A 26,687-nucleotide genomic window follows, 5' to 3' on the forward strand; every position below is an offset into this window, starting at 1 on the left:
GGCTCTTCGCAGTTGAGGGTGTAGGTGCGGGGTTCTGACATGGGCGGCGTGGCGGTGCGTGGATAGGGGTCGAGGTCTTTCGAAGATGGGAGTTACCACACTGCCCTCTTGAAAGACCTCGACCGTGTCCCAATCTATCTTCACGACCCCTGATCTGACAGTCTTCGCCGGGCTGGACCAGCTAGGCCTGGTCGCCACTGGCCAGTGCATCACCAAGCGGGAAGCGGTCATCGCCTGCGACGTCGTGGCCGCTGATGACTACTGCCAGACCTGCGGATCCCGAGCTCGCCCTATCGGGACGGTGAAGCGCCAGCTATCTCATGAACCCTTCGGAGCTCGGCCAACGGTGCTGCACGTGCGAATCCGCAGATACCGGTGCGATGCCTGCGCGAGGGTGTGGCGGCAGGACACCTCCCAAGCGGCCGAGCCGCGGGCCAAGCTCACGCGCACTGCCTTGGGCTGGGGCCTGCACGCGCTGGTCGTGGACCACCGCTCTGTCCTCTCCATCTGCCGGGATCTGCGATTGTCGTGGAACGCGACCAACGCTGCGATCCTGGCCGAAGGCCAGCGCCGCCTCATCGACGACCCCACCCGCTTCGACGGTGTCCGCGTCATCGGGGTCGATGAACACGTCTGGAGGCATGTGCGAGGCCGGGACAAGTACGTCACGGTCATCATCGACGCCACACCAGTGGCCGATGGCACTGGGCCCTCGCGGCTATTGGACATGGCCGAAGGCCGCTCCAAAGAGGTCTTCGCGAGCTGGCTGCAAGCCCAAACTCAAGACTTCCGGGATCGGGTCGAGGTCGTCGCCATGGACGGGTTCACCGGGTTCAAAACCGCCGCCGTCCAACAACTGCCCGACGCCGTGGAAGTCCTCGACCCCTTCCACGTGGTCAAGCTCGGTGCTGATGCTGTCACCAAGTGCCGGCAACGCCTCCAACAACAAGTCTTCGGACACCGAGGCCGAGCCGGGGAACCCCTCTTCCGGATTCGTAAGCTGCTCCTCAAGGGCGTGGATCTTCTCACCGACAAGCAATCCCGGCGTGTTCATGAGGTCCTCGCTGATGAGCGTTTCCTGGCCCTGCGCATCACGTGGGAGGCCTACCAGCAACTCAGATCGATCTATCACCAGCCGACCCCCGAGAAGGCGAAGACCGCACTCACCCGGCTGCTGGAACGACTCAAAACCAGCATCCCCGACGGACTCAGGGAACTGCGGACCCTGGCCAGAACCATCACCAAGCGCGCCGAGGACACCGCCGCGTACTTCGACCATCCCCGAACCTCCAACGGCCCCACCGAGGCCATCAACGGCAGGATCGAACACCTCCGAGGCATCGCCCTCGGCTTCCGATCCCTCGCCCACTACATCGCCCGCTCACTCTTAGAAACCGGAGGATTCAGAAACCAACTCCTACACCCTCAACTGTGAAGAGCCGCCAATGTGGCGCTCGGGTTGTCCCGTTTGGGGGTGGAGGCCACACTGCTGACGCATCTGGCGCACGATGCCCGCGGCGAACGGATCGCCTCCGAACTCAGGGCCGAGGGCGTGTCCATTGGCGACGAGACGTTCTCCGCCGAGCGCACCGCGACGGCCCGTGCCCTGATCGCCGAGGATGGCGCGGCGGACTACACGTTCGACATCAGCTGGGACATCACTGAGCCGGACTCCGTCGATGCCCATCTGGTCCATGCCGGCTCGCTTGCGCTCTTCTTGGAACCGGGGGCGCAGAAGGTGGCCTCCCTCGTGGAAACCGTTGGCCCTGGGGCCGTGGTCAGTCTCGACCCCAATATCCGGCCCCGTCTGCTGCCGGAGCATGAGGCCGCGGTGGAACTATTCGAGCGGCTGGCCCGCCACGCCAACGTGGTGAAGCTCAGTGACGAGGACGCCGCATGGCTCTACCCGGGCGTTCCCACGTCGGACGTCGCTCAGCACCTTCGCGACCTCGGCGCAACGCTCGTGGTGATCACCCTGGGCGCCGACGGAGCCCTCGCCCAGGTGCCTGGCGTAGGCCAGGTGGGACCCGCCGTCGGGCATGTGGCCGACGGCGACGTCCAGGTTAGTGTGCCCATCCGGCCGGGCCCGCTGGTGGACACCATCAGCGCGGGCGACTCCTTCATGGCGTCAATACTCGGATCGGTGCTGGCGCGCGGGCTTGACGCGTGTGTGGCCGACGTCGAGGGACTCTTGAACCGGGCGTCGTGCGCCTCGGCGATCGCCGTGTCCAAGGCCGGCGCCAACCCGCCCACGTTGGCAGCGTTGGATGCTCTGGAAGCGGGGGACGAATCCGTCCTGCGATAAGAACGCCGGTGAATTCGACGGTGGGGGCAAAGCCGACAACGAGGGCAGATCCGACGTGGGTGCAGCAGCACACCTGTTGAATCAAGCGTGTCCGCCGCGCAAGACTGGACTATGGACCGCAACCGGAACAAGGCCAGGGCCCGTCAGACCCGGATCGCACTCGTGAGCGCACTGTGCGCGGTGGGACTGGCCGGATGCAGTCTCGGTCCGGGCTCGAGCAGTGGTTCCATCCAGCCGAGCGGTCCGGGAGCCATGGAGACCGTGGTGGATGAGCTCGACGCCCCGTGGTCGGTGGCTTGGTATCAGGATGCCGCGCTGATCAGCGAGCGCGATACCGGCCGGATCCTTGAGATCGTGGGGGACGGCACGCGTGAGGTCGGGGTGGTCCCCGACGTGGTGTCCGGCGGCGAGGGCGGCCTGCTCGGTCTCGCCGTGGAGGGGAACGACCTGTTCGTGTATTCCGGAGGGCCCGATGGGAATCGCATCCAGCGGTTTCCGTTGACGGGATCGCCTGGATCGGTGGGGATCGGGGAGCCAGTCACGATCCTGGATGATCTGCCACAGAGCGGTAACCACAACGGGGGCAGGATCGCCTTCGGACCTGATGGCCTGCTCTACGCCACGGTGGGGGATGCCGGGGACCGGGACCAGGCCCAGGATCCCAAGACGCTGGGTGGAACCATAGTGCGCCTGACCCGGGACGGCGAGATCCCGTCGGACAACCCCTTCGAAGATTCTCCCGTCTACAGCTACGGGCACCGCAACCCGCAGGGCCTGGCTTGGGCGGAGGACGGCACCATGTACGCCGCGGAGTTCGGGCAGGACACCTGGGACGAGCTCAACATCATCGAGCCAGGCAAGAACTACGGCTGGCCCGAGGTCGAAGGTCGCGGCCGTGGTGACGAGTTCGTGGACCCAGTGGCTCAGTGGAGCACGGACGAGGCCTCACCCAGCGCCATCGCGATCCAGGGCGAACATCTTTTCGTGGCGAACCTGGGCGGGGAGAGCCTGACCCGGCTGGATCTCTCTGACCCTCAAGAGTCCACGACCGTGGTCAACACCGTGGGGCGCGTCCGCGAAGTCACCTTCTCCCCGGACAACGAGCTGCTGATCCTGACCAACAACACCGATGGCCGCGGGACGCCGGGGGATGGGGACGACAAGTTGCTGCAGGTGGGGGACGGGTGAACATGCGGTCTGCGTCCGGCCTTAGTGACCTGGAGGTCGGCGACACAGAACATGCGGATCGTATACGAATTCGTTCGACTCGTGCAGAATGGTCCTGTCAACGCGGCATGAGCTGAGTCACTCTCAGACATACTCGCGCCGTCGCAAGGAAGCGTGAGGACAACTACTTGGACAACGTCGTCGAACACCTCGTCATCGGTGCCGGATCTGCCGGAGCGGTCATCGCCCGCAGGCTGCTGGACGCGGGGCACCGCGTCACCTTGGTGGAGGCCGGTGAGCAGGATGAAGTCAATCCAGACATCGACCATCTTCCGGATGCGGGGAAGATCTGGCATTCCGCGCAGGACTGGGACTACTACTCGACGCCCCAGACCGGGGCGTCCGGCCGCCGGCTGCACCTGCCCAGAGGGAAAGTCATGGGAGGTTCCCACTCCCTCAATGCCTGCATCTGGGTGCGCGGTGAATCCTATGACTACGATCAATGGGCCCAGAACGGCTGCCCCGGCTGGGAGTGGGACCAGGTGCTGCCCTACTTCAAACGCATCGAAGCCTTCGATGGAGGCGCATCCGACGTCCGTGGCGGTGATGGACTCCTGGACGTTCGTGCTGACTTCCCGCGTAATCCCGTGCAGGAGGACATGGTCGCAGCGGCCGTCCAGGCCGGTTTCGTCCTGGACGAGGACTACAACGACGGGCATGCGGAGGGTGTGTCCCGGATGCAACTCAACCTTCGCGACGGACTACGCTTGAGCACCTGGCGCGCATACCTGCGACCGGTCCAGGACCATCAGAACCTGACGCTGATCACCGGTGGTCGGGTGCTCAAGCTGATCGTGGAGGCGACGGGCGACGACGCGACCCCAATGGTGCGCGGCGTCGTCTATCGGGACGCGGACGGGAACGAGCGGGAGTTGCGCAGTGAGTCCGCCATCCTCTGTGCTGGTGCGCTCGGATCTCCCGAACTGCTGCTGCGCTCCGGCATCGGCCCGGCGGAGGAATTGCGCGAGGTTGGCGTCGAGCCGGTGGCGGACCTGGGGCAGGTCGGGAAGAATCTGCACGATCATTTCCTGTCCCCGGTGATCTACTCCACCGAACGGCCCGTGCCCTTCCCGGAGACCGCGGCCGCTGAGACTCACCTGTTCTCCCGGTCCTCTGACGACCAGCCCGTCTGCGACCTGCAGCCGCTGTTCTTCAACTTCCCGATGTACTCGCAGGATTACCGTGAGGACGGTGGCGTCATGGAGGGACCTGACAACGGATTCACGTTGCACGCCGGATTGGTCCAGCCCGAAGGGCGTGGTTCGGTGACCCTGACCGGGGCTGGTGCCGACGACCCCATCGCCGTGGATGTCGCAGCCCTGGCCGGCCCCACGGACGCACAGCGCCTGGCAGTCTCGGTCCGGCAGATGCGGGAGATCGGCAAACAGGAGGCGCTGTCCTCGTGGGGCCCCACGGAGATCTACCCGGGGCCCGACGTCGTTACGGATGATGACCTGGAACAGTACGTGCGCGACTCCGTGGTCACCTACCACCACCAGGTGGGTACCTGTCGCATGGGTACCGACGCAGAGGCTGTGGTGGACCCCAGCACATTTGCGGTCCGCGGGGTCACGGGCCTGCGCGTGGCGGACGCCTCCATCATGCCCAAGATCCCCGCAGGCAACACCAACGCCCCCACGATCATGATCGCCGAGCGGTGCGCAGATGCACTGACCGGTGCGGCTTCGCAGCCGGCGTAGGCCGCGGTCTGATGCAACGAACCCCCGAACCGGAAGTTCCGGTTCGGGAGTTCGTTGTTGTCATCACTCGCACCCTGTCTGGTGTCGACGACCCCACCCAGAGCCCCTGAGAAGTTGCTCATGAGGATCCTGTAGAGGCGTCACAGACCCCCGCCTGAAACAGGCAGAGGTTTAGCGTTGTACGCGAAGCAAGGATGGGCAGCAGCATCGGTTGACGCCGACGCCGCTGCCCATCGTCGTTGCTCTCCTCCAACCGACTCCACCAGGACCAGCTCGCATGAAATCTGACGCGCCCAGCGATCAACAGCCCAATCCCACCCCGCCGATAGAACAAACAAGAGTCGGTGCACTCGACCGATTCTTCGGCGTCACCCGCCGTGGCTCCACCTGGTCGCGTGAAGTCATCGCCGGAGCCACGATGTTCTTCGCCACCGTCTATGCCTCCGTGGTGGTGCCAGGAATGCTCACCGAGGCGGGGCTTCCGCTGCCGGCCGCCATCACCTGCGTCCTGACGCTCATGATCATCGCCACCGCAGCCATGGGTCTGGTCGGCAACCTGCCCATGGTGCTGGCACCGGGACTCGGCGGCGTGGCGCTGGTGGCGTACACGCTGGTCGGTTCGGGGCACGTGTCCTATCCGGTGGCGATGGGCATGGTCTTCTGGTCAGGCATCGTCTTCCTGTTGTTGACCATCTTCGGCGTCAGGAACCTGGTCACCAAGATCATCCCCGAACCCATCAGATTGGCGATCTCGCCGGCTCTTGGCCTGTTCATCGCCTTCATCGGCCTGCGCAATGTGGGTCTGGTCCAGGCGGGGGAGAAGAGCCTGGAGATCGGTGACCTGGGCAGTTCCCAGGGGCTCCTTGCGCTGGCAGGCATTGTGGTGCTCATCGCATTGCAGGCCAAGAAGGTCCCCGGGGCCTTCATTATCGTCATCGTCGTCATCACGGTGGTCGGCATCCCGATGGGGCTGACCAAGATGGATGGTGCACCGTTCGGGCTGCCCGCCTCTACCGCGGGTGTCGCCTTCGACATCGACCTGTGGGGCGCGTTCCGACCCGAGCACCTTCCGTATTGGTTCGCGTTCCTGGCCTCGGAGTTCTTTGCAGCCACCGGCGTGGTCATGGCCGTCACCGACAAGATCAAGGAAAAGGTCCCGGCTGACGAGAAGATCAACCTGACCAAGCCGTTCATGGTGGACTCCACCGCCATCATCGGCGGCTCACTCTTCGGTGCCCCGTCCATCGCCACCTATGCAGAGTCCACGTCAGGATCCGAATCCGGCGGCCGCACCGGCTTCTCCTCCCTGGTCACCGCTGCGATGTTCGTGGTGGTTCTGTTCATGACCCCGCTGGCCGCTGCCATCCCGAACGCCGCGACCGCACCCGTGGTGATCGTGGTGGGTCTGACCATGCTCTCCAACTTCAGGAAACTGGCTGGGACCGACGATCTCACAGACCTGCTGCCTGCTGCCATGTGCCTCATCGGCACCATCTGCTGGGGCAACATCGGAACCGGTATCGCAGCCGGTCTGTTGTCCTACGCCCTCGTGAAACTCGTGTCCGGAAAGGTCAAGCAGGTCCACCCCGGCATGTGGGTGCTGGTCCCGTTCCTGCTCTACTTCTTCTACAACCTCGCCGTGGAGTGATGAATACCGTGAACACCCCCACCTCTTTGATCGACCTGCACATCCACCTGCCCGGCACCGTCCGCGCCACCACGCTGGCAGACCTCGCCGCCAAGAACGGCGTGGAGCTTCCGCTGCCGGCGGAGGAGCTCTACACCCGCATCAACTCCTCGCCCACCGAGGAGGAACAGGGCCGTGGCCCGTGGTTCCCGCTGCTGCGCGTCTATGAACTCATCTCCCAGTCGCTGCGGGACCGAGATGACTTCTCGCGAACCGTCTTCGAGGCGCTGGAGGATGCGAAGAACAACTCCGATGTGGCCTACGCGGAGTTGGCGTTCAGTCCGTCGGAACACATCAAGGCAGGCGTTGCCTACCCGGAGATGGTTGCCGGCATCGAGGAGGGCTTCGCCCGTGCCCGCACGGAACTCGGTGTGGATGGGCGCGCCCTCGCCGCCGTGAATCGTGAGGACACGGCGGAGGTCGCTGTGGACATGGTCCGGACCGTGGCTCAACATCCTTCCGACGCGATCCCCGGGATCGGACTGGACTTCTACGAACTGGGCGGTATGCCGGAGAAGTTCGTGGACGCCTTCCGACTGGCAGGAGAAGCTGGTCTGAAACGGACGGCCCATGCCGGTGAGCATGCTCCCACGGCCCAGACTGTGGAGACTGCGCTGGACGTCCTGGGCTGCGACCGGATCGATCACGGTTATCAGATCCTGCGCGATCCCCGCATCGTGGAGCGCTGCGCCGAGGCAGGAGTCCTGTTCAACGTGGCTTTCACGACCTCCAGGCGATCGCTGATCCAGTGGCGTCGCGAGTCCATCGCCGGCATGGTGGAGGCCGGCCTGCGGGTGACCATCAATTCCGACGACCCGGCACTGTTTCCCACCACACTGAAGAGGGAGATGGAGATCGCCGACGAGGTGCTGGGGGAGCGCAGGGCCTGGCTCGTGAACAACTCAGTGGACGCCACCTTCCTGGACACAGACGCTAAGAAGGCCCTGCGGGCCAAGGTGCTGTCCTGACCCGGCCGTAGCGCCGAGCCGAACACCAGGACGGGTGCCCGACGGCGGATGGCGACCATCCGCCGTCGGGCACCTTCGTTTGTGTTCAGGCGACCTTGGCGCGCAGCGCCTCGATCTGTTCGGTGAAGGTGGTGCGCAAGCGCTCCTTGCCGGCGTCGTCGAGCCAGGCGGCGTCGATGGCAGCGAGATCCAGGGCTACCATCTCGTCAAGGCTGAGCCACAGGATCTTGGAGGCGATCACGTAGGTCTCGCCCGGTGTGACACGGTGCATGGCTGGGTCGTCGGAGTGCAGGCTGACGTTCAGCCCGGCGTCGATCATGCGGCGGATCGCGACGGAGCGCATGGGGCGCAGGTCGGCGCTGGAACCGGGCAGGCACACGTTGATCGGGGTCTGCTCGCGCCGCAAGCGTTCCACGACCTCAGGGTCCACGAACATGTTGTAACCGTGGTCGATACGGTCGCAGCCGAGCAGGTCCAGGCAGGTGAGGATATTGGCCGGCGGGCCGTCAACGATGCCGGAGTAGTCCTCGGCCGCGTGGGCGGCACGCTTGAGTCCGTGCTCGCCCGCCAGCCGGTAGGCGTCCGCGAACAGTTCTGGCGGACCGGCCGGCTCCGAGGCGTCCAAACCGATCCCGACCACCTCGTCGCACGGGTTCGCCACGACCTCACGGACCATCTCCAACGCGGCCGCGGGGGAGTGCTGACGGTTGATGGAGGGGATGAGTTTGCACTCCACCCCGAAGTCCTCCCGGGCACGGGCAACGCCTCGGCGCAGTCCCTCCAGCATGACGGGGTAGGTGGCACCGCCCAGAGCGTGGTCCGTGGGGTTGAAGAACATCTCCCGGTATTGCACGTTGCCGTGGCGGTAGCCCTCCTCCAAGACCGCATAGACGGCCTCGTCGAAGTCCTCCACCGTGCGTATGGCAGTCGCGATGAGCATGTAACGCTCGATGAAATCGTAGAAGTGACCATAGTGATAGAGCGTCTCCGGGCCATCGACCGGGAGCTCGACACCGTTGCGCTGGGCCAGATCCCACGCCACCTGGGCGGGGACGGCACCCACGAAGTGGCAGTGGAGCTCGGCCTTGGGGATGGAACGTAGAAAATCATCAGGGGTCATGGGGCCAGTTTCGCACCACTGCTCAGGGACACGCGTCGGTGTGAAACCACACGCGTCGGTGCGGATGGGCTGATCCACACCGACATTCGTGCAAATGCGCCGACCCGTGTGTCACCGCATCCCCACAAGTAACGTTCGGCAGACATCAGAGATATAAGCGCTTTAATGGCAAAGGGCGTACCTGAAAGGCGCCATCACTTATCATCGGAAGGCGCTCTCTTGCCCAACGAAGCCCTAACGGCAGTCACCACCACACCCAAACCGAAGAGATCCTTGCGGACCTTCGAGGTTACCGCCATATCGGTGGGCTTCATGGGACCCGTCATGGCCATGTCCCTCAACGGCATCGGCGTGGCCGGGCTGGTGGGCAAGGCCGTCCCCTTCACCTTCACGGTGTCCTTCGTCGGGACCCTGCTCGTGGCCTACGGGTTCGTGCGGCTGCTGCGCAAGATCACGCACGCCGGATCCGTGTAGGCGCTCGCGGGCATCACGCTGGGGCCGCGGGCAGGATTCTTCGGCGGCTTCGCGCTGCTGGGCACCTACCTCGGATTCGCCACCTGCATCATGGGTGCATGCGCGGTGTTCTTCACCGCCATGACGGATGAGATGGGTCTGAATCTTCCCGGCTGGTTCTGGTTAGTGGTCGTGGCAGTGTGTGGGTTGGTAGCGCTGGTGCTGAATCTGCGGGATTCCGCCATCGTGGCTCGCACCACGCTGGTGATCGGTTTCGTGGGTATCGCGGCGATGCTGGTACTTGCCGCGGTCATCATTATTCGCGTGGCCAATGGCAGCGCACCCGTCTCCACCGGTGTCGACGTGTCCACCCTGACTCCGGGTGGCGCACCGATGAGTGCAATCGTGACGGCCTCGGTGTTCGGCTTCCTCTCCTGGGCGGGTTTCGAGTCCGGTTCGTCGCTTGGTGAGGAAACCGATCAGCCCAAGCGCATCATCCCGCGTTCCCTTTTGCTGGCCGTGATCGTGGGAGGTGTTGTCTACGTGTTTGTCATGTTTGCCCAGACCATCGGTTACGGCACGGATGAGAAGGGGGTCAACGCCTTCGCGAACGCCTCTTCCACGCTGACGGAACTCTCTTCCACCTACATCGGCTCCTGGTTCGCGGTCTTGATCTCGGTGATCGCCTTCTGCGTGGCCTTCGGATCCTTCCTGGCCTCCTCCATGGCCGCCTCGCGGCTGTTGTTCGCGCTGGCTCGCGACGGTTTCGGTCCCGCAGCGTTGGGACGTCGTCATTCGGACACCAAGGTACCCACCACAGCCGTGTACTTCACCGTCATTCTGACCACGGCGGGCGCACTCGTCACCGGGTTCTTCGGGGCCACGAGCGTGGATGTCTACTACTGGTTCGCGACCATCGCGACGCTGTGCATGGTCATCGCCTACGGGATGACGGCCGTGGGCGTCATCTGGGACACGCTGGGCGGCAAGAAGGCGGGGATCCCGAAATGGGAACTGGTCTTCCCCGTGCTGGCTGTTGTGTACCTGGTCTACGTTTATGTGGTGCAGGTCGTGGGGCAGGACGCCCCGTACTCCTACTTCCCCTGGGTTTCTGCAGCATGGTGCCTGGTGGGACTCATCATTGTGATGAGCAGACCGAAACTGGCGCAGCGTATCGGTGCGCGTATGACCGCAGAGGATCTTGATTGATGACACAACCGGCTTCCACCGGTGCACAGACCGGAATCAACAGGGAAGACGAACTGATCTTCGTGGCGACGAGTGATGCTGCCGGCATCACGCGTGGGCGTGCCATGCGCAGCGCGGATTTCAGCGACAGGACGTCGCTTGGTTGGGTGCCGGCGGATCTCGGCATCGGCCCGCTCGGTCACATCGTGGATGACATCCCGTACGGCTCCTCGGGAGACCTGAGGCTGCGCCCCGACCTGGACTCCCGCACACGGATCCCAGCGGTGGGGGAGCGGCCGTCCTTCGAGCTGGTGTTCGCCGATCTGGTGGAGACCGATGGCTCGGACTGGGAGTCATGCAGCAGGCTCTGGCTCAAGCGTGCCGTGGAGGAACTGCGCGAGGACTTCGGGCTGGTCTGCACCGCTGCGTTCGAACACGAGTTCGTGGAGAAGACGGCCACGGTGCATCCGCACCCGTTCTCGCTACGTGAGTTCCGTGCGGCGGAGCCCATCGGCTCAGAGGTCATGCGGGTGTTGTCTGAGGCCGGTTGCGAGCCGGAGAACTGGCTGCCGGAGTACGCAGAGCACCAGTTCGAGGTCACGAATCGCCCCGCTGACCCGCTGGCTGCAGCCGATCGCGCCATCTTGGTGCGTGACCTGGTGGCCGACGTCTATGCCGCCCACCAGCGCGAGGTCACCTTCTCGCCTGTGCCGGTGGCTGGAGCCGGCGGTTCCGGCGTGCATGTGCACTACGGCCTGTACGGCACGGACGGAAGCAACGTCAGCTTCGACGCCGCCCGCCCCGGACGGGTCTCGGAAATGGCCGCACGTTTCAATGCGGGCATCGTGAAGTACGGCCCGGAAATGACTGCACTCTTTGCCCCGTTGACCATCAGCTATCAGCGGCTTGCGCCACACAACTGGTCCACTGCGAGGGCCTTCTGTGGTGTGCGCAACCGTGAGGCCCTGGTCCGGGTCCCACCCACCAATGAGTTGGATGGTCGGGATCCTGCCCCGCAGCTGCATTTCGAATTCCGGGGCTCGGACATCGGCGCCAACCCCTGGTTGCTGATGGGCCTCCTGCTGAAGGCCGGTATGCAGGGTCTCAAGGAGAATCTGCCACCCGTCGACGTGGTCGAGGGTGAGCTGGAACTGGAGGGTGTGCACGCGGACCTGGCGTCGTTGCCGTCCTCGCTGGAGGAAGCACTCGAGGCCCTGAGCAACGGGTCGGTGGTGCGCAGCTGGTTGGCTTCGAACTGGGTGGAGGTCTTCCTGCAACTCAAGCGTGAGGAGATCCGGCAACTCTCGCACAGGTCGGCCGAGGAACAGTGCGAGGTGTATGCGCGTGCCTACTGATCTGTCCCGCCTACCGCTGTTCGATCATCACTGCCACGGGGTGCTCCGGGACGAAGTGGACCGGGAGGGGTTCGAGGCGCTGATCTCCGAATCCTCCCGTCCGGCCACGGTCGGCACCACTCGCTTCGATTCCCAGGTGGGTTTCCAGGTGCTGGCCAATTGCGCCCCCGTGCTGGGCTTGGACCCTTTCCCCACTCCGGAGGTCTATATGGCCCGTCGCAAGGAGTTGGGTGTGGAGGAGGTGAGCCGGTTGCTGCTGCGCGCGGCAGACATCACCACCTTCGGCATCGAGACCGGTCACGGAGCCGATCTCATCACCGGACCCCAACAGATGGCCGAGGCCGGAGACGCGGCAGCGCACGAAATCGTTCGGTTGGAACGCATCGCGGAACAGGTCGCTGAGAAGGCCAGGGAGGCAGGCACCGACGCAGTAACCTACCTGTCGGATCTGGAACGCACGCTCGATGCTCGGTTGACGACCGCGATCGGCGTGAAGTCCATTGCTGCCTATCGCATCGGCCTCGACTTCGACGCGGCTCGCCCGGAACGCGTGCTGGTCCAGAGCCACGCGGAGGCGTTCATGCGTCGCACCGGCGCCCTCCGTCTGGATGACCCTGTCCTGATCCGTCACCTCATCTGGCTGGCGGTTGACCGCGCCCAAGTGATCCAATTCCACATCGGATACGGAGACGACGATGTCGACCTTCACCGGTGCAATCCGCTGCTGTTGACGGACCTGTTGCGGGCCACCCGGGACACCGGAGCGCGCTTTACCTTGTTGCATTGTTACCCCTTCCATCGCGAGGCCGGGTACCTGGCGGACGTCTTCCCGCACGTCTATTTCGACGTGGGACTGGGGATCAACTATTCGGGATCCCGCAGCGAGGCCGTCATCGCGGAGTCCCTGGAATTGGCGCCTTTCGGCAAGATCCTTTTCAGCTCCGACGCCTGGGGAGCACCCGAACTGTTCTATCTCGGTACGTTCCTGTTCCGCCGTGGTCTGGCCGCCGCCCTGGACAGGTTCGGCGAGCTGGACGGCTGGCCGCTGGAGCAACGGCTGCGCGTGGCCACCATGATCGGCTACGAGAACGCCGCCCGGCTCTACGGTGTCGACGACAGGGCCACGGAATCCTGATGCTGACCGAGCTGGAACGCAGCTGGTCCACGGCGTTGACGGCACAGCTTCCCGACGCCGCCGTTCTCCGCCGTCAACTGCACGCGGACCCACGGGTGAGTGGGGACGAGGCCGACACCTTGGCGACCGTTGCCCGGGCACTGGGGGTGGATTTGGAACCGGTGGCTCAGCACGGCGGTGTGGGCCGGGTCGGCCCGTCCGCCGGGCCGAGTATCGCCGTGCGCGGTGAGCTGGACGCACTGCCGTTGCAGGAAGCAACCGGCGTGGAATTCGCTTCAACCAACGGCTCCATGCACGCTTGCGGCCACGACGTGCACCTGGCCGCGCTCGTGGCGCTGGTTCGTGCGGCCGACAACGTGGAGCTGCCCTACGGCTTGGTTCCCATGCTGCAGCCCCGGGAGGAGACGTATCCGTCCGGGGCCAAGGAGATCGCCGAATCCGGGCTGTTGAGGCGGTTTGGCGTCGGCCACGCGGTGGGTGCCCATGTTCATCCCGCCGTGCCTGCGGGCGCGGTCGCGATCGGTGAGGGATTCGTCAATGCAGCAGCGGGTGAGATCGAGATCGTCCTGACCGGACGGGGCGGTCACGGGGCCTATCCGCACCAGGGTGCTGATGTGGCCGTGGCCGTCTCGCAGGTGGTCACCGGTCTGTCCGAGGTGGTTCGACGTACCGCCGATCCCATGGACCCCACCATGATCAGTGTGGGCACCATCCATGTGGGTTCAGGAGCGGCCAATGTCCTTCCCGGCGAGGGACGCGTGTTGTGCACGGTGCGGACCGTGTCGGATGCGGAAGGCACCCGGCTGGCCACCGCCGTCGGGCATTATGCGGACGGGATCGCGGCGGCCTTCGGGTGTCAGGCCCGTACCGAGTACACGCGGGGTGAGCCCTCGTTGATCAACGATGCCAGGTTGGCCAGGGCCTCGCATGGATGGGTTCAGCAGGTGGGGCTGAAGGTGGCGCCGCCCATGCGCTCGCTCGGTGCAGATGACTTCTCCTATTACGGCGAGGCGGTTCCCACCCTCATGTGTTTCGTGGGTGTGGACGCAGATCCCGGCGTCGGGTTGCATCACCCAAGATTCCTTCCAGACCAGGTGAGCATCGCTCGGGTGGCCAAGGCGATGATGGCTGGATACCTCGGGGCGGCACAAACCATTCAGGATCAGGCACGGGAGGAGCCCCTATGAGTGCTGACCAGCGACGTGAGATCACCGTCAAGCAACGTGAGGTGGAAGCGGCGGCCTATGAGGCGGATCTGAGCACCGTTGCTGGGGTGGAGCGGTTGCGCTTCTTCCCGCTGGCGACCGCGGGCGGGCACGGCGCGGAACTGGTCACGGCCAGCGGACGCGAGGTGCTGGACCTGTCTGCCGCCTGGGGCGCGGCGTCGTTCGGATACGGAACCGGGCAGATCACGGATGCCGTCAGTGCCGCCGCTGCGGCGGGTGCGGGCGCCTCCGTGCTCTCCGGCGCCATGACCGGAACCACGGAGTTCGCCGCACGGCTGCGGGCAACGGTGCCGACGCGGGCGTCGGAACGCGTCTACCTGGGGCTTGGTGGCACCGATGCCAACTCGGTGGCGATCCGTGCCGCCCGCCATGCGACTGGGCGAGATTCGGTGGTGAGCTTCACCGGCTCCTACCACGGCGGGCACGGGCTGGGGCAGGAGGCGCAGGACTTCGGCGCGGACTCCGGGGCGCAGGGCGTCGCCCGAGTTTTCGATTATCCGGTGACGGCTGTCGCGCTGGACGAGCTGGTGCCCGCGCTGGGTCGTCACCTGGCTCAGCGGAGCACGGCATGCGTCATTGTGGAAGCCATCCAGTGCGACGGTGGTGTGCGGGTTCCGGCCCCCGGTTTCCTGAAGGAGCTACGCAGGCTCTGCGACGAGACCGGGACGCTGCTGATCGCGGACGAGGTCAAGACCGGCATGGGCCGGACCGGGCTGCGCTTCGCCTATGAACACGCCGAGGTGCTTCCCGATCTGGTGACGCTGGGCAAAGCGTTGGGCGGCGGACTGCCTGTGGGCGCGGTGATCGGCTCTGCGGAGGCGTTGGACGGGCCCACGGCCTCGGCGCTGCTGACGCTGGCGGGCAACGGGATCGGTGCCGCGGCCGGGGCCGCGGTGCTCACCATGCTCGACGACGCGTTGCTGGGTCACGTCCGCTCGCTTGGTTCGTTGGCGCGCGGCCTGCTCACCGACTATCGCGCCTCATCTCGACCGGGTGCTGAGGCTGTGCGCGACGTGCGCGGTGAGGGTTTGTTGGTTGGGGTCGAGCTGGCCTCTGCCCGCTTGGCTGCGCTGACCTGTTACCGGGCCTGGGAACTGGGCGCGGTGTTCTATGTGGTTCGCGATGACGTCATAGAACTCACGCCGGCGCTGACCATCACCTCCGCAGAACTCGCGGAGGGCCTGAGCATTCTCACGCAGGCGCTGGATGACGCCGTGGCCGGGCTGGTGCCTGAGAGCGTGTTGGAGGAATTCGCCGGCTGGTGATCAGCTGTGCCGTGCTCGTGTGAAGATGCAGAAAGTCCCCGGCTGGAGAACCAGCCGGGGACTTCACTGTTGTCATCACTCGCACCCTTTGAGGTGTCTACGACACTACGGGTGGAGTCTGTCCGGGACCTGTGGCTCAGATGCCAGTTGTCAGGTAACCGCCATCCACGGGGACAATCGTGCCGGTCACGAAGGAGGCTGCGTCGGAGACCAGGAAGGCGATGACCTGGCCGACTTCCTCGGGGCGACCGAACCGGCCGGCAGGGGTGCGGGAGAGCAGACGATCCTTGACCGCCTGGTCGTCGATGGACTCCAGCAGCGGGGTGGAGATCCAGCCTGGAGTCACCGCATTCACACGGATACCGTCCGGGGCGGAAGTCGGTTTGTCATCTCAGGCGGAACCCTGGCTTGCGGCTAGGAGCGAGGTCATAGCCAAGGTCAAAAAGTACGTCGGTGACCTGCCCGCCGACGACCGATACCTCGTGAATCTGGTCATCGGGCTGCGAGACGAGATCGCGGCCGACCCTGGATTGAAGCTGCAGGCGCAGAACAATGCGGAAGCGGACGTCAATGCTGCGTCGAACCTGCGGCTTGTGGCCGAAGATGCCATTTGGAGAAGGAGACTCGGATACGGCGGGGTTCTTCGATGGGGCTCGGCAGTTGTCTGGCGATGACCTGGTGGATCTCAAGCGGGTCGTGGTCTGTTCGGGAGGCTGCGAAGGACCGAGGGGAGTAAGAGAGGCAATAGAGCGGATCGCACTGGCTTTTCGGGCCGGTTGACGGGCAGCGCTGTGGATGCCCTCATGTGGTGACTGGGAAGGAACGGCGCCATCGTCAACCACAACCGTCGACTGAGGTGTAACATTGCACAGGCATCCTGAGATGCAGCTCATATAGGTCGGTGACGCGCAGAACAACCGCGTTCGTTATGTCGGAACTGTCGCACCGTTGCACCCCTGGAGGAAAAGTGGCACTGAAATCTCGACTGAGCGCACTCGGCGTAGGGCTGGTGGCAGCATCCCTGGCGCTGACGGCCTGTTCAAGCGGAAAAAAGACTGGAGGGTCCGATGAATCCGGATCAGCCTCCGGGGGGACCCTCGTTGTCGCCAAGGTCTTTGACCTCAAATCTGTTGATCCCGGCCACATGTACGAACTGACCGGCATGATCGCGGACAAAGCCATGTACGACACGTTGGTCACCTACGAAGGGGGCAACGTCAAGGAAGCGGTACCGCTTCTCGCGGACATGACCGTCTCAGATGACGCGAAGACGTACACATTCAAGATCAAGGACGGTCGTACTTTCTCCAGTGGCAACCCAGTCACCGCTGACGATGTGTTGTTCAGTCTTCAGCGTGTCCAGGGAATGAAGGGCACTCCGGCTTTCCTCCTGGACGGTCTTTCCTTCGAAAAGGCCGATGATTCCACCGTAGTGGTCTCATCCAAGGAAGCCGCTCCGGGTGTCCCCGCGATCATGGCCAATCCCGCCATGGGCATTCTTGACTCCAAAGTGGTTAAGGAGAACGGTGGCACCACAGGCACGGACGACAAGGCTGAGTCTTGGCTGAACAAGAACTCCGCCGGATCTGGTCCCTACACTCTCTCCAGTATGGACGTGGCCTCTCAGGTCACCATGGAACTAAACCCCAAATACGACGGCCCTGCTGACCCGACCTATGACAAGGTCGTCATGCAGAACACCCCGGCATCGACGCAGAAGATCAACGTCGAAGGCGGCCAGGCTCAGCTCGCTTTGGATCTATCCGCCTCGCAGACCAAGTCTGCCGATAAGTCCAAGGTGACAGTGGCCGAATCGGCATCGGCACAGATGATCTTCCTCTTCGCAAACCAGAACAAGTCGGTTTCGCCGGTCACTGCCAGCCCGGAGTTCGCGGAAGCGATGCGGCTCGGCGTTGATTACAAGGCACTGCTCGATATGGCAGGTAATGGTGCGGTTCAAGCCACCGGAGTGGTGCCTTCGATCCTTGGGGGAGCCGTCCCAGAAAACGGCGCCGCCAAACAGGATCTCGATGGCGCCAAGAAAGCACTGAAAGCCTCGGGCTACAAAGGCGAGAAGATCCAGCTGAACTATCCGAGTGACATCTCGGTCAATGGTGTGGACTTCAACCAGCTGGCGCAGAAACTCCAGGTGCAGTTGAAGGAGATCGGTATCAATGCCGACCTGGCACCGGCGCCGGTGGCTACCGAACTCGACAAGTACCGTAACGGCAAGGAACAGATCGGACTCTGGTACTACGGTCCGGACTACCCCGATGCGTCGTCCTACACGGCCTACGGTCCAGGTGAACTGATGGGCTTGCGTGCGGGATGGGCTGAAGGTGCAGATGACGAGGTGACCAAGGCTGCTACCGCAGCGAATCAGACTGTCGGTGACAGTCGCGACGAAGGCTATGTGGCCTTCGGTGAGGCATTGAACGAGGGTGGTCCCTTCGTCCCGTTGTTCCAGCCCGGCAACAATTTGCTCCACGCCAACACTCTGACCAACGTGGACTACAACCCGATCTGGACGGTGGACGTGGCAAGCCTGGGTAAGAAGTAATGACCGCAGTGACGACAGAGCCTGGGCGTTCCCGAGTGCGTAAGCGTGCGGGGACGCCCAGGCGTCATCCCCTGATCGGTTACTTGGCCAGGCGTGTGCTCATCTCGGTGGCCTTGGCCGTAGGAGTGACGTTCGTGACGTTCATTCTCACCAATCTGGTCCCTGGAGATCCCGTTGCGGCCGCACTGGGTGAACGTGCCGCAGAAGACCCTGCAGCTGTCGCCCAATTCAACGCGACGTATGGCTTGGACAAGCCGTTCTGGCAGCAGTACATCATCTACCTCGGTAACCTCTTCCAGGGAGATCTGGGGATTTCGCAGCTGACGCGTAATCCCGTTTCCGCGGACCTGGCCAAGGCCGTTCCCGCTACGTTGGAGATCGCGCTCGCGACCATCGTGCTTTCGCTAGCCATCGGAGTGACGCTTGGAACCTGGGCGGCACACCGTCGGGGAAAGGTCACCGACCAAGTCGTGCGTGTGGTGTCTCTTGCGGGCCTGAGCGTGCCGACCTTCTGGATGGCGCTCATGTTGTACTACTTCTTCTACTTCAAGTGGCATATCGCACCGGGTGCTGGTCGGCAGTCCTCGGACTACCTAACCCCGCCGCACGTCACCGGAATGTACACCGTTGACGCGTTGTTAGCGGGCCAGCTCGACACCTTCGTAGATGCCGCAGCGCACTTGTTCTTACCAGTTCTGGTATTAACGCTCTTCACGGTCGGTCTTCTCACGCGATTTGTCAGAACATCCGTTCTGGAAGTTCTGGATCAGGATTATGTGCGGGCGGCAAGAGCAAAGGGGCTCCGTTCACGCACCATCGTGTTCAGCTATGTTCTGCGCGCTGCGGCTGTACCCATCATGACCATGGTGGGTATTGCCTTCGGCAGTTTGCTCGCGGGCACGGTGTTGGTGGAGCAGATCTTCTCGTGGCCCGGCCTGGGGTCATACGCATTCAAGGCCGCTTCAAACCTCGACCTGACAGCCATCATGGGTGTCGGGCTCGTGGTCGGCATCATCTACCTCGGCGTGAACCTGATCGTCGATATTCTCTACAGCATTGTGGACCCGAGAGTGAGGTTGGCATGAGTACGACCGTCGTCTCCCGCCGTCGCCTGACAACGCGACTCTTCCATGGCAATCACACGATTGGTCTGATCGGCGCCGGTATCGCTCTCGTGTGGGTGCTCGTTGCCATTTTTGCCCCTTTGATCCAGCAACATGACCCGCTCGATCAGAGTGGGACCGCGCTGATGGCGCCGACGGGATCGTATTGGTTCGGAACGGATGCGCTCGGACGTGACGTGTTCTCTCGCGTGATCAACGGCGCCCGGGTCACCATCCCGTTGTCGCTTCTGCTGGTGGTCATGTCCTTGTTGATCGGGGCCGTCCTGGGAGCCATTGCTGGCTACTTTGGAAAATGGGTCGACAGCACCATCATGCGCTTGTGTGACCTGGTTATGGCGTTCCCAACCGTCATTCTGGCCATGGTCGTGGCAGCAGCCCTCGGCCCGTCCCTGATCAACGCGGTGATCGCAGCGCTGATCGTGTCGTGGCCGCAATACGCCAGAGTGATGCGTGGCCTGGTGATGACCATGCGGGGACAGAACTACGTGGTCGCCGGACGACTCTTGGGCTACTCGCCCATGAAGTCGCTGCTGCGGGACATCGCCCCCAACACCATTGGCCCCATGATCGTCCTGGCGAGTCTTGATGTCGGAACGGCCATTTTGCTGTTGTCAGGTCTGTCCTTCCTGGGCCTGGGTGCAAAACCGCCGCAGGCCGAGTGGGGATCCATGATCTCCGACGCTATGAAGAATTTCGACAGCTGGTGGATCGGAGTGTTTCCCGGAGTGGCAATCCTCACCGTTGTGGTGGCCTTCAACCTCCTGGGCGACACCCTACGAGACATCCTCGACCCGAACACGGCGGAGTCATGAGCCCGACTGAAACACGAACAGTAAGTGCAGACATTGCGCTCGACATTCAGAACCTCAAGGTGATGACCCAGCCGAAACGCGGCGAGGGCCATGAGATCGTCAAGGGGATCGACCTGCAGGTCAGGCGCGGATCCATTCACGGCCTGGCGGGTGAATCGGGTTCAGGTAAGACGATGACCGCACTGGCCACGCTGGGGCTGCTGCCACTTAAGACCCGGGCCACCGGTCATGCCTATATCGGCGACGCGGACCTGATCTCACTGTCCGAGCAGGCCATCAAGCCGTTCCGTGCCCGTCGGATCGCCATGGTGTTCCAGGACCCATCGACGAGTCTTCACCCCCAGCTCACCATCGGTAAGCAGCTGACCGACCACGTGAGACTGCATCTGAAAGTGTCTAAGGCCGAGGCCATCGCCAAAGCGATCGCATCCCTTGAACGCGTGAGTGTTCCCGAACCAGCACAAGCGCTGAACAAGTACCCTCATCAGTTCTCGGGCGGTCAGCGCCAACGTATTGCGATTGCCATCGGTTTGGCTTGCGAACCAGACGTGCTGTTGGCCGACGAACCGACCACGGCGTTGGACGTCACAGTTCAGGCTGGTGTCTTGCAGTTGCTTCGCAAGCTGGTGGACGAATCGGACCTAGGAGTTTTGCTGGTGACCCACGATCTTGGAGTGATGTCCTCCATCGCAGATGAGGTTAGTGTGATGCGCTATGGGGAAATCGTGGAGAACGCGACGGCCCGGCAGATCTTCGCGCAGCCCCAGCATGAGTACACAAAGTCCCTGCTGGCGGCGATGCCAGGCGCCGACCTGGCCAAGGAATCCATCCACGCGGAGGAAGAGGCATGAGCAATGCAGCGTTGAGTGTTTCCGATGTGAGCGTGGAATACAGGAAGCCACCACTCGTGGCCGTGGACGGCGTCAGTCTGACGGTAAATCCTGGTGAAGTCGTGGCTTTGGTCGGAGAATCCGGCTGCGGCAAGTCCTCTTTGGCCCGCGCAGTGGTCGGCATCGAGTCGAGGTCAGGCGGGCAGGTGAGCCTCAACGGCCAGGAGATCCGCCCGCTCGGGCTGCGACGGCGCGTAGCTGTGGACGCCGCGATTCAGATGGTCTTCCAGGATCCCTCAACCTCACTGAATCTCCGGCGCACAGTTGGGGACCAGTTGAAGGACGGGATCAACCTCGCCAGGGCAAGGGGAATGATCAGTGCGTCGGTCGAAGAATGGCTGGAGCGTGTTGGCTTGGACCCCGCGATGGCCTCGCGGTACCCGCAGGCGTTCTCGGGGGGCCAGAAACAACGCATCGCGATCGCCCGCGCGTTGGCTGCTCGGCCCTCAGTGCTCGTGGCCGACGAGCCGATCTCGGCTCTGGATGCATCCACCCAGATGAGCGTGGCCTCCCTGATGCGTTCGCTGTGTCAGGACGACGGGGCCGCGATGCTCTTCATTTCTCACGATCTGTCGGTGGTGCGGAGGATCGCGGACAGACTCTGCGTCATGTACCGGGGCCGTTTCGTGGAAACCGGCGACACCCAGGCGATCTGGGATGAACCGAGGCACCCGTACACGCAGTCGCTGTTGGCTGCGATCCCGGCCGTGGACGGTTTGGGTACCGTTCCGGTGTCGCCGTCCGCACAGGACCGGGCGCACTGGTCTGATGAGATCCCTGAAGCGCTGGATCGTGTCGCCAAGGAGGTTGCATGAGTACGTCCATCACTGACCGCGACACCGAGGCAGTGGGCCGTAGGTCCCGACTCCAGCAAATGCTCGGCTCCGCGGGTTTGGACGCGGTCGTCATCGGCCCTTCTGCCGATCTCAGGTACTTCGCGGCAGACGCCGTGGACACCACGGTGGCGGAGGCCTTCCAGGTGGCCGATCGTCCCGCGCTACTCGTGGTCCACCAGGATCGTGTCCGCGTTGTGGCACCGTTGCTGGAGGCAGGTGACTATCCAGCTATGCCTGAGGGGTGCGAGCTGGTCACCTGGGCGGATGGCCAGGACCTGATCACGGTTGCGCTGGACTTCCTGCCCGCAGGCAGCGTCATCGGCATCGCCGATAACCTCCCGTATTGGCTTGTTCATCGGATCCAGTCGCTGCCACATCTGACGGGGACAACAGCCGGCCCCCTTCTCCATACGCTGCGGGCGGTGAAGACTCCGGCTGAGCTCGAATTCATGCATGCGGCCTCCCGCGCCGCAGACGATGCATACCGCTCGTTGCAAACGATGTCGCTGGTTGGCCGGAGTGAGACCCAGGTGGCGGAACTGATCTGCGACCTGCTCCAGCAACACGGGTGTGACACCGGCTCCGGGGAAGCGCTGGTGGCGGCCGGACCCAACGCGGCAGCACCGCACCATGTCGCCGGTTCACGGATCCTGGAGGCGGGAGACGTCGTCATCATCGATTACGGGGGGCGCGTTCACGGGTACAACTCGGACACGAGCCGTACCTTCGTCCTCGGCGCTGCGGATCAGACGCTCAGGGACATCCATGCGACTGTCTTGCAGGCCAACCAGGCCGCATTCGCAGCAGTCAGACCTGGTGTACAGATCCAGGATATCGACGCGGTCGCTCGGAACGTCATCGCAAAGGCTGGGTATGCAGAGCATTTTCTGCACCGCACCGGTCATGGCATTGGCTTCGAAGTGCATGAACATCCTTACGTCGTGCCCGGCGACATCACTGTCCTACAGGAAGGGATGACCTTCACCATTGAGCCCGGTATCTACGTCCCCGGTAGCGGTGGTGTGCGGATCGAAGACGTCATCGAGGTGACGGCAAACGGAGCGAATTCCTTGAATTCCACATCGCGAGACTTGTTGAGGTTGGCATGACGACTCTTCTGTTCAAGACCGCACTCGGGCCCTTCACGGTCCAGCTCGAGGACAGCCGGGCCCCGATCACGGTCAAAAACTTTGTGCGCTACGTCAACGAAGGAGCGTTCACCGAAGGCGCTTTCGAACGCGTCGTCACCCCCGAGACGTCTGGCAATGACTTGCTGCCGGGGGAACGCCCGGAGGAGGGAGAAGGTCTTCCCAACGGTGATGTACCGATCAACGTAGTCCAGGGTGGGCCAGCGCCAGGCAGCAAGGAACACGAACCCATTCGCATCGAGACCACGCAGGACACTGGTCTCCACCATGTGGACGGAACACTGTCCATGGGGCGCTTGGGGCCGGATACCGCGACGACGGAATTCTTCTTCTGTCTGGGGGACCAGCCGCAGCTCGACTTCGGGGGCGACCGAAATCCCGACGGGCAGGGATTCGCGGCTTTCGGCCAGGTCACCAGCGGAATGGACGTTGTTCGAGCCATTCATGCGGCACCGTCGGTGGGACAGGACTTGGTCCCGTTCGTTCGGATCGACAGCGTGGTCGTGGTGGACGCCTGAGAACTGAAAAGAACGATCCCCCGAACCGGGCATTCGGTTCGGGGGATCGTCTTGTCATCACTCGCACCCTTTGAGGTGTCTACGACACTACGAAGGCAGCCTGTCGGGATGCTGTGCACAGCCTCCCGGTTGACCACGCGTCCATCGTCCGTCTCGGGAAAATAGTGAACCACCGGCGGGAGCCGGGCACGCGCCGTGGGGCATCAACCCCCGTTGATGTTGGCGCAGAGGGATAGGTGCTCTGGATTCGGCGAGCGTGGATCCTCGGCTGAGTGTCACCCGCCCCAGCCCCGCCCGTCACGGATCACTTTCCTGGTACCGGGAACAACTAGTGTTGCCAGCAGCACCACCGGCCGCGACGCGCCCAGCGCGGGCCGGAACGCACGACTTCGGAAAGGCCACCCCGAATGCCCATCCTCCCCGCACTCCTGCAGGCCCTGACCACGGAGAAGGTCAAGGTCGTGGACCTGACCCACACCCTCTCCGCGGAGACGCCCGCCCTGGTGCTCCCGGACCCGTTCGTGAATCTCATCGACTTCTCCCTGGAGACCGTCTCCGAGTACAACGAGCCCGGCCCGTTCTGGCGCCACGCGAACATCCACACGGGTGAGCACATCGGCACGCACCTCGACGCCCCCATCCACTGGATCTCGGGCCGCGAGGGGCACGACGTCGCCTCCATTCCGCCCGCGCGTCTGGTGGGTCCCGCTGTGGTCCTGGACTTCGTGGCCCAGTCGGAAGCGAACCCGGACTTCCTGATCGACATCGCAGACATCGAGGCCTGGGAGAAGGAAAACGGCGCGTTCGAGCCCAACACCTGGGCCCTGTTCCGTACGGGGTGGGACCAGTACGGCGACGACGCCGAGGCCTTCCGGAACGCGGACGAGTCCGGATCCCACACCCCGGGCTTCACCGCCGCAGCCGCGGAATGGCTCGCCAACCGCGAGGAGCTCTCCGGTGTTGGCGTGGAGACCGTGGGCATCGACGCCGGTCGCGGCGCCGAGCTGGACCCGCCCTTCCCGATGCACTACCACCTGCTTGGCCACGACAAGTACGGCATCACCTCCCTGCAGAACCTCCAGAACCTGCCCGCTCGCGGCGCCGTGATCGTGGTGTCCCCACTGCCGATCGTGGGCGGCACCGGCTCACCTACGCGCGTGTTCGCGCTCGTGGAAACCGAGGAAGCCGGCAAGTGAGCGCGCTGACGGTCGCCGACGTCGTCGGTCAGGCGCTGGCGAAGCTGGGCGCCCGCCACTGCTTCGGTGTGGTGGGCTCCGGCAACTTCGCCGTCACCAACGCCCTGCGCGCCGCCGGTGTCGAATTCACGGCCACCCGACACGAGGGCGGCGCGGTCACCATGGCGGACGCGTACGCGCGCATGTCCGACACGGTCGCGCTGGTCTCGGTCCACCAGGGCTGCGGCCTCACCAACACGGCCACGGGCCTGGGGGAGGCGGCCAAGTCCCGCACCCCCTTGATCGTGCTCGCGGCTGAGGCCACTGCCGCCGCCGTTGGCTCCAACTTTGCGATGGACCAGCCGGGTCTGGCGCATTCGGTTCTGGCGGAAAGCCTGCGGGTGAACTCCGCGGCCTCCGTCCTGGCCGACGTGGTGCGCGCCTTCCGCGTGGCCCGCGACGACCGCCGTTCCGTGGTCCTCAACCTGCCGCTGGACGTTCAGACTCAACCAGTGCCCGACGCGGTGGTGGCCAGCTTGGCCACGCTGACGGCGCCTGCGGCGCCGGTTCCGCCGCGGGCCGGGGACGAGGCCGTCGGGCATATGGTCTCCCTCCTCGCGGACGCCCAACGACCCGTGTTCATCGCCGGCCGAGGCGCCCGCCACGCCGGGGCGGAACTGGCCGCGCTCGCCGAGACCACCGGTGCGCTGCTCGCCGCGGGCGCGGTGGCCAACGGCCTCTTCGAGGGCAACGAGTTCAACCTCGGGATCTCCGGCGGCTTCTCCACCCCGCTTGCCGCCGAACTCATCTCCGGGGCCGACCTGATCGTGGGCTTCGGCTGCGCGTTGAACATGTGGACCATGCGCCACGGCTCGCTGATCGGGGCGGACGCCAAGGTGGTGCAGGTCGACCTGGACCCGCTGGCGCTGGGTGCCCAGCGCCCCATCGACCTGGGCGTCGTGGGCGACGCCGCGGCCACGGCCGCCGCCGTAGAGGCCGCGTTCCGCGCGGGGAAGGTGCCCGACGGACCGCGCTATCGCACACCCGAGATCGCCGCGCGGATCGCGGAGCAGGGCCGCTGGACCCAGGTAGGAACCGAGGATCTGTCGGGGCCGGGACCCGACGGCGAGGTTCGCATCGACCCGAGGGTGCTCTCCACCGCACTGGACGAGATCCTGCCACCGGAGCGCGTAGTCTCCATCGACTCCGGGAACTTCATGGGCTATCCGAGCGCCTACCTGCGCGTGCCGGACGAATTCGGATTCTGCTTCACGCAGGCCTTCCAATCCATCGGCCTCGGCCTGGGCACGTCCATCGGCGCGGCACTGGCGCAGCCGTCACGGCTGCCCGTACTGGGTACGGGAGACGGCGGCTTCCTGATGGCGGTGGCCGAAATGGAGACCGCGGTGCGGCTGGGACTGGACCTGCTGGTGGTGGTCTACAACGATGACGCCTACGGTGCGGAGATCCACCACTTCGGGCCCGACGACTCGGGGCGGCTTCCCGACTTCGGAACAGTGACCTTCCCGCGTGTGGACATCGCCGCGCTTGCTCGAGGCTTCGGGGCGGGTGGGGTCACCGTGCGCAGCGTCGAGGACTTGGACCTGGTCAAGGCCTGGCTCGGGGAACGCGCCGCCGGGCACCACGTGGGACCCCTGGTGGTGGACGCACGGATCGCCTCGGACGGCGGCTCCTGGTGGCTCGCCGAGGCCTTCAAGGGCCACTGACGACGGCCGGACTCTGTCCCGACTACGGCTGGACTTTGGCGGCCTGTCCGAAAACCCATCCATCGGGGCCCTGCCACAGGTGGACGCGTGCATCCTTCAAGTCCAGCTCGCCGGCGCGCGTGCGCCGGGCGGTCTCAACCGGTGGTTGCAACACCTCTACTTGAGGAGCTGCGACCACCGTGTCATCTCGAACCGAAACCGCTGCATTGCGGGCGGAATTCATGGAAGCCTTCGACCGCATTGGTTCTGTCAAGCCGGCGGCCGAGGA

General features: G+C 64.3%; 25 protein-coding genes. 22 read left to right on the forward strand and 3 right to left on the reverse strand.

Translation table 11 applies throughout. The annotated features are described in order from the left end of the window. Window positions 1-124 precede the first annotated feature (124 nt). The 6 genes from Q0A15_RS02245 (at window position 125) to add (Q0A15_RS02270) (ending at window position 7,887) form a co-directional block, all read left to right on the forward strand. A complete protein-coding gene (locus Q0A15_RS02245) occupies window positions 125-1,435 on the forward strand; it encodes an ISL3 family transposase (RefSeq protein ID WP_291277915.1) in 1,311 nt (436 codons plus the stop codon). Window positions 1,436-1,447: 12 nt separating this feature from the next. Continuing rightward, window positions 1,448-2,305, forward strand: a complete 858-nt coding sequence (locus Q0A15_RS02250) for a PfkB family carbohydrate kinase (RefSeq protein WP_291277916.1) — start codon at window positions 1,448-1,450, stop codon at window positions 2,303-2,305. A gap of 87 nt (window positions 2,306-2,392) precedes the next feature. Further along, on the forward strand, window positions 2,393-3,493 hold the full coding sequence (locus Q0A15_RS02255; RefSeq protein WP_291277917.1) for a PQQ-dependent sugar dehydrogenase: 1,101 nt from the start codon (window positions 2,393-2,395) through the stop codon (window positions 3,491-3,493). Between the two features lie 167 nt (window positions 3,494-3,660). Beyond that, a complete protein-coding gene (locus Q0A15_RS02260; RefSeq protein ID WP_291277918.1) occupies window positions 3,661-5,232 on the forward strand; it encodes a GMC family oxidoreductase in 1,572 nt (523 codons plus the stop codon). Window positions 5,233-5,509: 277 nt separating this feature from the next. After that, a complete protein-coding gene (locus Q0A15_RS02265) occupies window positions 5,510-6,880 on the forward strand; it encodes an NCS2 family permease (protein WP_291277919.1) in 1,371 nt (456 codons plus the stop codon). Then, on the forward strand, window positions 6,880-7,887 hold the full coding sequence (gene add, locus Q0A15_RS02270) for an adenosine deaminase (protein ID WP_291277920.1): 1,008 nt from the start codon (window positions 6,880-6,882) through the stop codon (window positions 7,885-7,887). The genes Q0A15_RS02265 and add (Q0A15_RS02270) overlap by 1 nt, the downstream gene beginning before the upstream one ends. Before the next feature lie 85 nt (window positions 7,888-7,972). Here add (Q0A15_RS02270) and add (Q0A15_RS02275) read toward each other — a convergent pair whose 3' ends face one another. Beyond that, window positions 7,973-9,007, reverse strand: coding sequence for an adenosine deaminase (add, locus tag Q0A15_RS02275; protein ID WP_291277921.1), 1,035 nt, complete (start codon window positions 9,005-9,007; stop codon window positions 7,973-7,975). Window positions 9,008-9,319: 312 nt separating this feature from the next. Between add (Q0A15_RS02275) and Q0A15_RS02280 the strand changes: the two genes are divergently transcribed. From Q0A15_RS02280 to Q0A15_RS02305, 6 genes are read left to right on the forward strand one after another with little or no spacing between them, the layout of a single operon-like run. Beyond that, entirely contained in the window at window positions 9,320-9,481 is a 162-nt protein-coding gene (locus Q0A15_RS02280) for a hypothetical protein (RefSeq protein WP_291277922.1), read from the forward strand. 12 nt (window positions 9,482-9,493) lie between these two features. Then, the gene (locus Q0A15_RS02285; RefSeq protein ID WP_367273349.1) at window positions 9,494-10,669 is read left to right on the forward strand and encodes an APC family permease; all 1,176 of its coding nucleotides are present in this window, start codon (window positions 9,494-9,496) and stop codon (window positions 10,667-10,669) included. Then, window positions 10,669-12,003: a glutamine synthetase family protein gene (locus Q0A15_RS02290; RefSeq protein ID WP_291277923.1), complete on the forward strand. Its 1,335-nt coding sequence runs from the start codon at window positions 10,669-10,671 to the stop codon at window positions 12,001-12,003. The genes Q0A15_RS02285 and Q0A15_RS02290 overlap by 1 nt, the downstream gene beginning before the upstream one ends. Beyond that, the gene (locus Q0A15_RS02295) at window positions 11,993-13,138 is read left to right on the forward strand and encodes an amidohydrolase family protein (protein WP_291277924.1); all 1,146 of its coding nucleotides are present in this window, start codon (window positions 11,993-11,995) and stop codon (window positions 13,136-13,138) included. Before Q0A15_RS02290 ends, Q0A15_RS02295 begins: the two co-directional genes overlap by 11 nt. Then, complete coding sequence (locus tag Q0A15_RS02300) at window positions 13,138-14,325, forward strand: M20 family metallopeptidase (protein ID WP_291277925.1); 1,188 nt, start codon at window positions 13,138-13,140, stop codon at window positions 14,323-14,325. The genes Q0A15_RS02295 and Q0A15_RS02300 overlap by 1 nt, the downstream gene beginning before the upstream one ends. After that, window positions 14,322-15,629: an aminotransferase class III-fold pyridoxal phosphate-dependent enzyme gene (locus tag Q0A15_RS02305; RefSeq protein WP_291277926.1), complete on the forward strand. Its 1,308-nt coding sequence runs from the start codon at window positions 14,322-14,324 to the stop codon at window positions 15,627-15,629. Before Q0A15_RS02300 ends, Q0A15_RS02305 begins: the two co-directional genes overlap by 4 nt. 136 nt (window positions 15,630-15,765) lie before the next feature. Here Q0A15_RS02305 and Q0A15_RS02310 read toward each other — a convergent pair whose 3' ends face one another. After that, window positions 15,766-15,990: an SDR family oxidoreductase gene (locus Q0A15_RS02310; RefSeq protein ID WP_291277939.1), complete on the reverse strand. Its 225-nt coding sequence runs from the start codon at window positions 15,988-15,990 to the stop codon at window positions 15,766-15,768. A gap of 22 nt (window positions 15,991-16,012) precedes the next feature. Here Q0A15_RS02310 and Q0A15_RS02315 point away from each other — a divergent pair, with 22 nt between their 5' ends. The 10 genes from Q0A15_RS02315 (at window position 16,013) to Q0A15_RS02360 (ending at window position 26,419) form a co-directional block, all read left to right on the forward strand. Continuing rightward, window positions 16,013-16,303 carry a hypothetical protein gene (locus tag Q0A15_RS02315; RefSeq protein ID WP_291277927.1) on the forward strand — a complete coding sequence of 97 codons (291 nt, stop codon included), beginning with the start codon at window positions 16,013-16,015 and terminating at the stop codon, window positions 16,301-16,303. Window positions 16,304-16,596: 293 nt separating this feature from the next. Further along, a complete protein-coding gene (locus tag Q0A15_RS02320; protein ID WP_291277928.1) occupies window positions 16,597-18,189 on the forward strand; it encodes an ABC transporter substrate-binding protein in 1,593 nt (530 codons plus the stop codon). After that, window positions 18,189-19,274: an ABC transporter permease gene (locus Q0A15_RS02325; RefSeq protein ID WP_291277929.1), complete on the forward strand. Its 1,086-nt coding sequence runs from the start codon at window positions 18,189-18,191 to the stop codon at window positions 19,272-19,274. Before Q0A15_RS02320 ends, Q0A15_RS02325 begins: the two co-directional genes overlap by 1 nt. Continuing rightward, window positions 19,271-20,125, forward strand: a complete 855-nt coding sequence (locus Q0A15_RS02330; RefSeq protein WP_291277930.1) for an ABC transporter permease — start codon at window positions 19,271-19,273, stop codon at window positions 20,123-20,125. The genes Q0A15_RS02325 and Q0A15_RS02330 overlap by 4 nt, the downstream gene beginning before the upstream one ends. Window positions 20,126-20,187: 62 nt before the next feature. Further along, window positions 20,188-20,976 (forward strand): ABC transporter ATP-binding protein, encoded by a 789-nt coding sequence (locus Q0A15_RS02335; protein ID WP_291277931.1) that lies wholly within the window; start codon window positions 20,188-20,190, stop codon window positions 20,974-20,976. Next, on the forward strand, window positions 20,973-21,830 hold the full coding sequence (locus tag Q0A15_RS02340) for an ABC transporter ATP-binding protein (protein WP_291277932.1): 858 nt from the start codon (window positions 20,973-20,975) through the stop codon (window positions 21,828-21,830). Before Q0A15_RS02335 ends, Q0A15_RS02340 begins: the two co-directional genes overlap by 4 nt. Continuing rightward, window positions 21,827-22,960, forward strand: a complete 1,134-nt coding sequence (locus tag Q0A15_RS02345) for an aminopeptidase P family protein (RefSeq protein WP_291277933.1) — start codon at window positions 21,827-21,829, stop codon at window positions 22,958-22,960. Before Q0A15_RS02340 ends, Q0A15_RS02345 begins: the two co-directional genes overlap by 4 nt. Further along, entirely contained in the window at window positions 22,957-23,517 is a 561-nt protein-coding gene (locus tag Q0A15_RS02350; RefSeq protein ID WP_291277934.1) for a peptidylprolyl isomerase, read from the forward strand. The genes Q0A15_RS02345 and Q0A15_RS02350 overlap by 4 nt, the downstream gene beginning before the upstream one ends. 407 nt (window positions 23,518-23,924) lie before the next feature. Further along, window positions 23,925-24,713: a cyclase family protein gene (locus Q0A15_RS02355; protein ID WP_291277935.1), complete on the forward strand. Its 789-nt coding sequence runs from the start codon at window positions 23,925-23,927 to the stop codon at window positions 24,711-24,713. Beyond that, entirely contained in the window at window positions 24,710-26,419 is a 1,710-nt protein-coding gene (locus Q0A15_RS02360) for a thiamine pyrophosphate-binding protein (protein WP_291277936.1), read from the forward strand. Before Q0A15_RS02355 ends, Q0A15_RS02360 begins: the two co-directional genes overlap by 4 nt. A 22-nt stretch (window positions 26,420-26,441) precedes the next feature. Here Q0A15_RS02360 and Q0A15_RS02365 read toward each other — a convergent pair. After that, window positions 26,442-26,687, reverse strand: a 246-nt coding sequence (locus tag Q0A15_RS02365; protein ID WP_291277937.1) for a hypothetical protein, incomplete at its 5' end; no start/stop codon positions are given.

It is taken from the genome of Galactobacter sp., from assembly GCF_022712295.1.
Lineage (GTDB): Bacteria > Actinomycetota > Actinomycetes > Actinomycetales > Micrococcaceae > Galactobacter.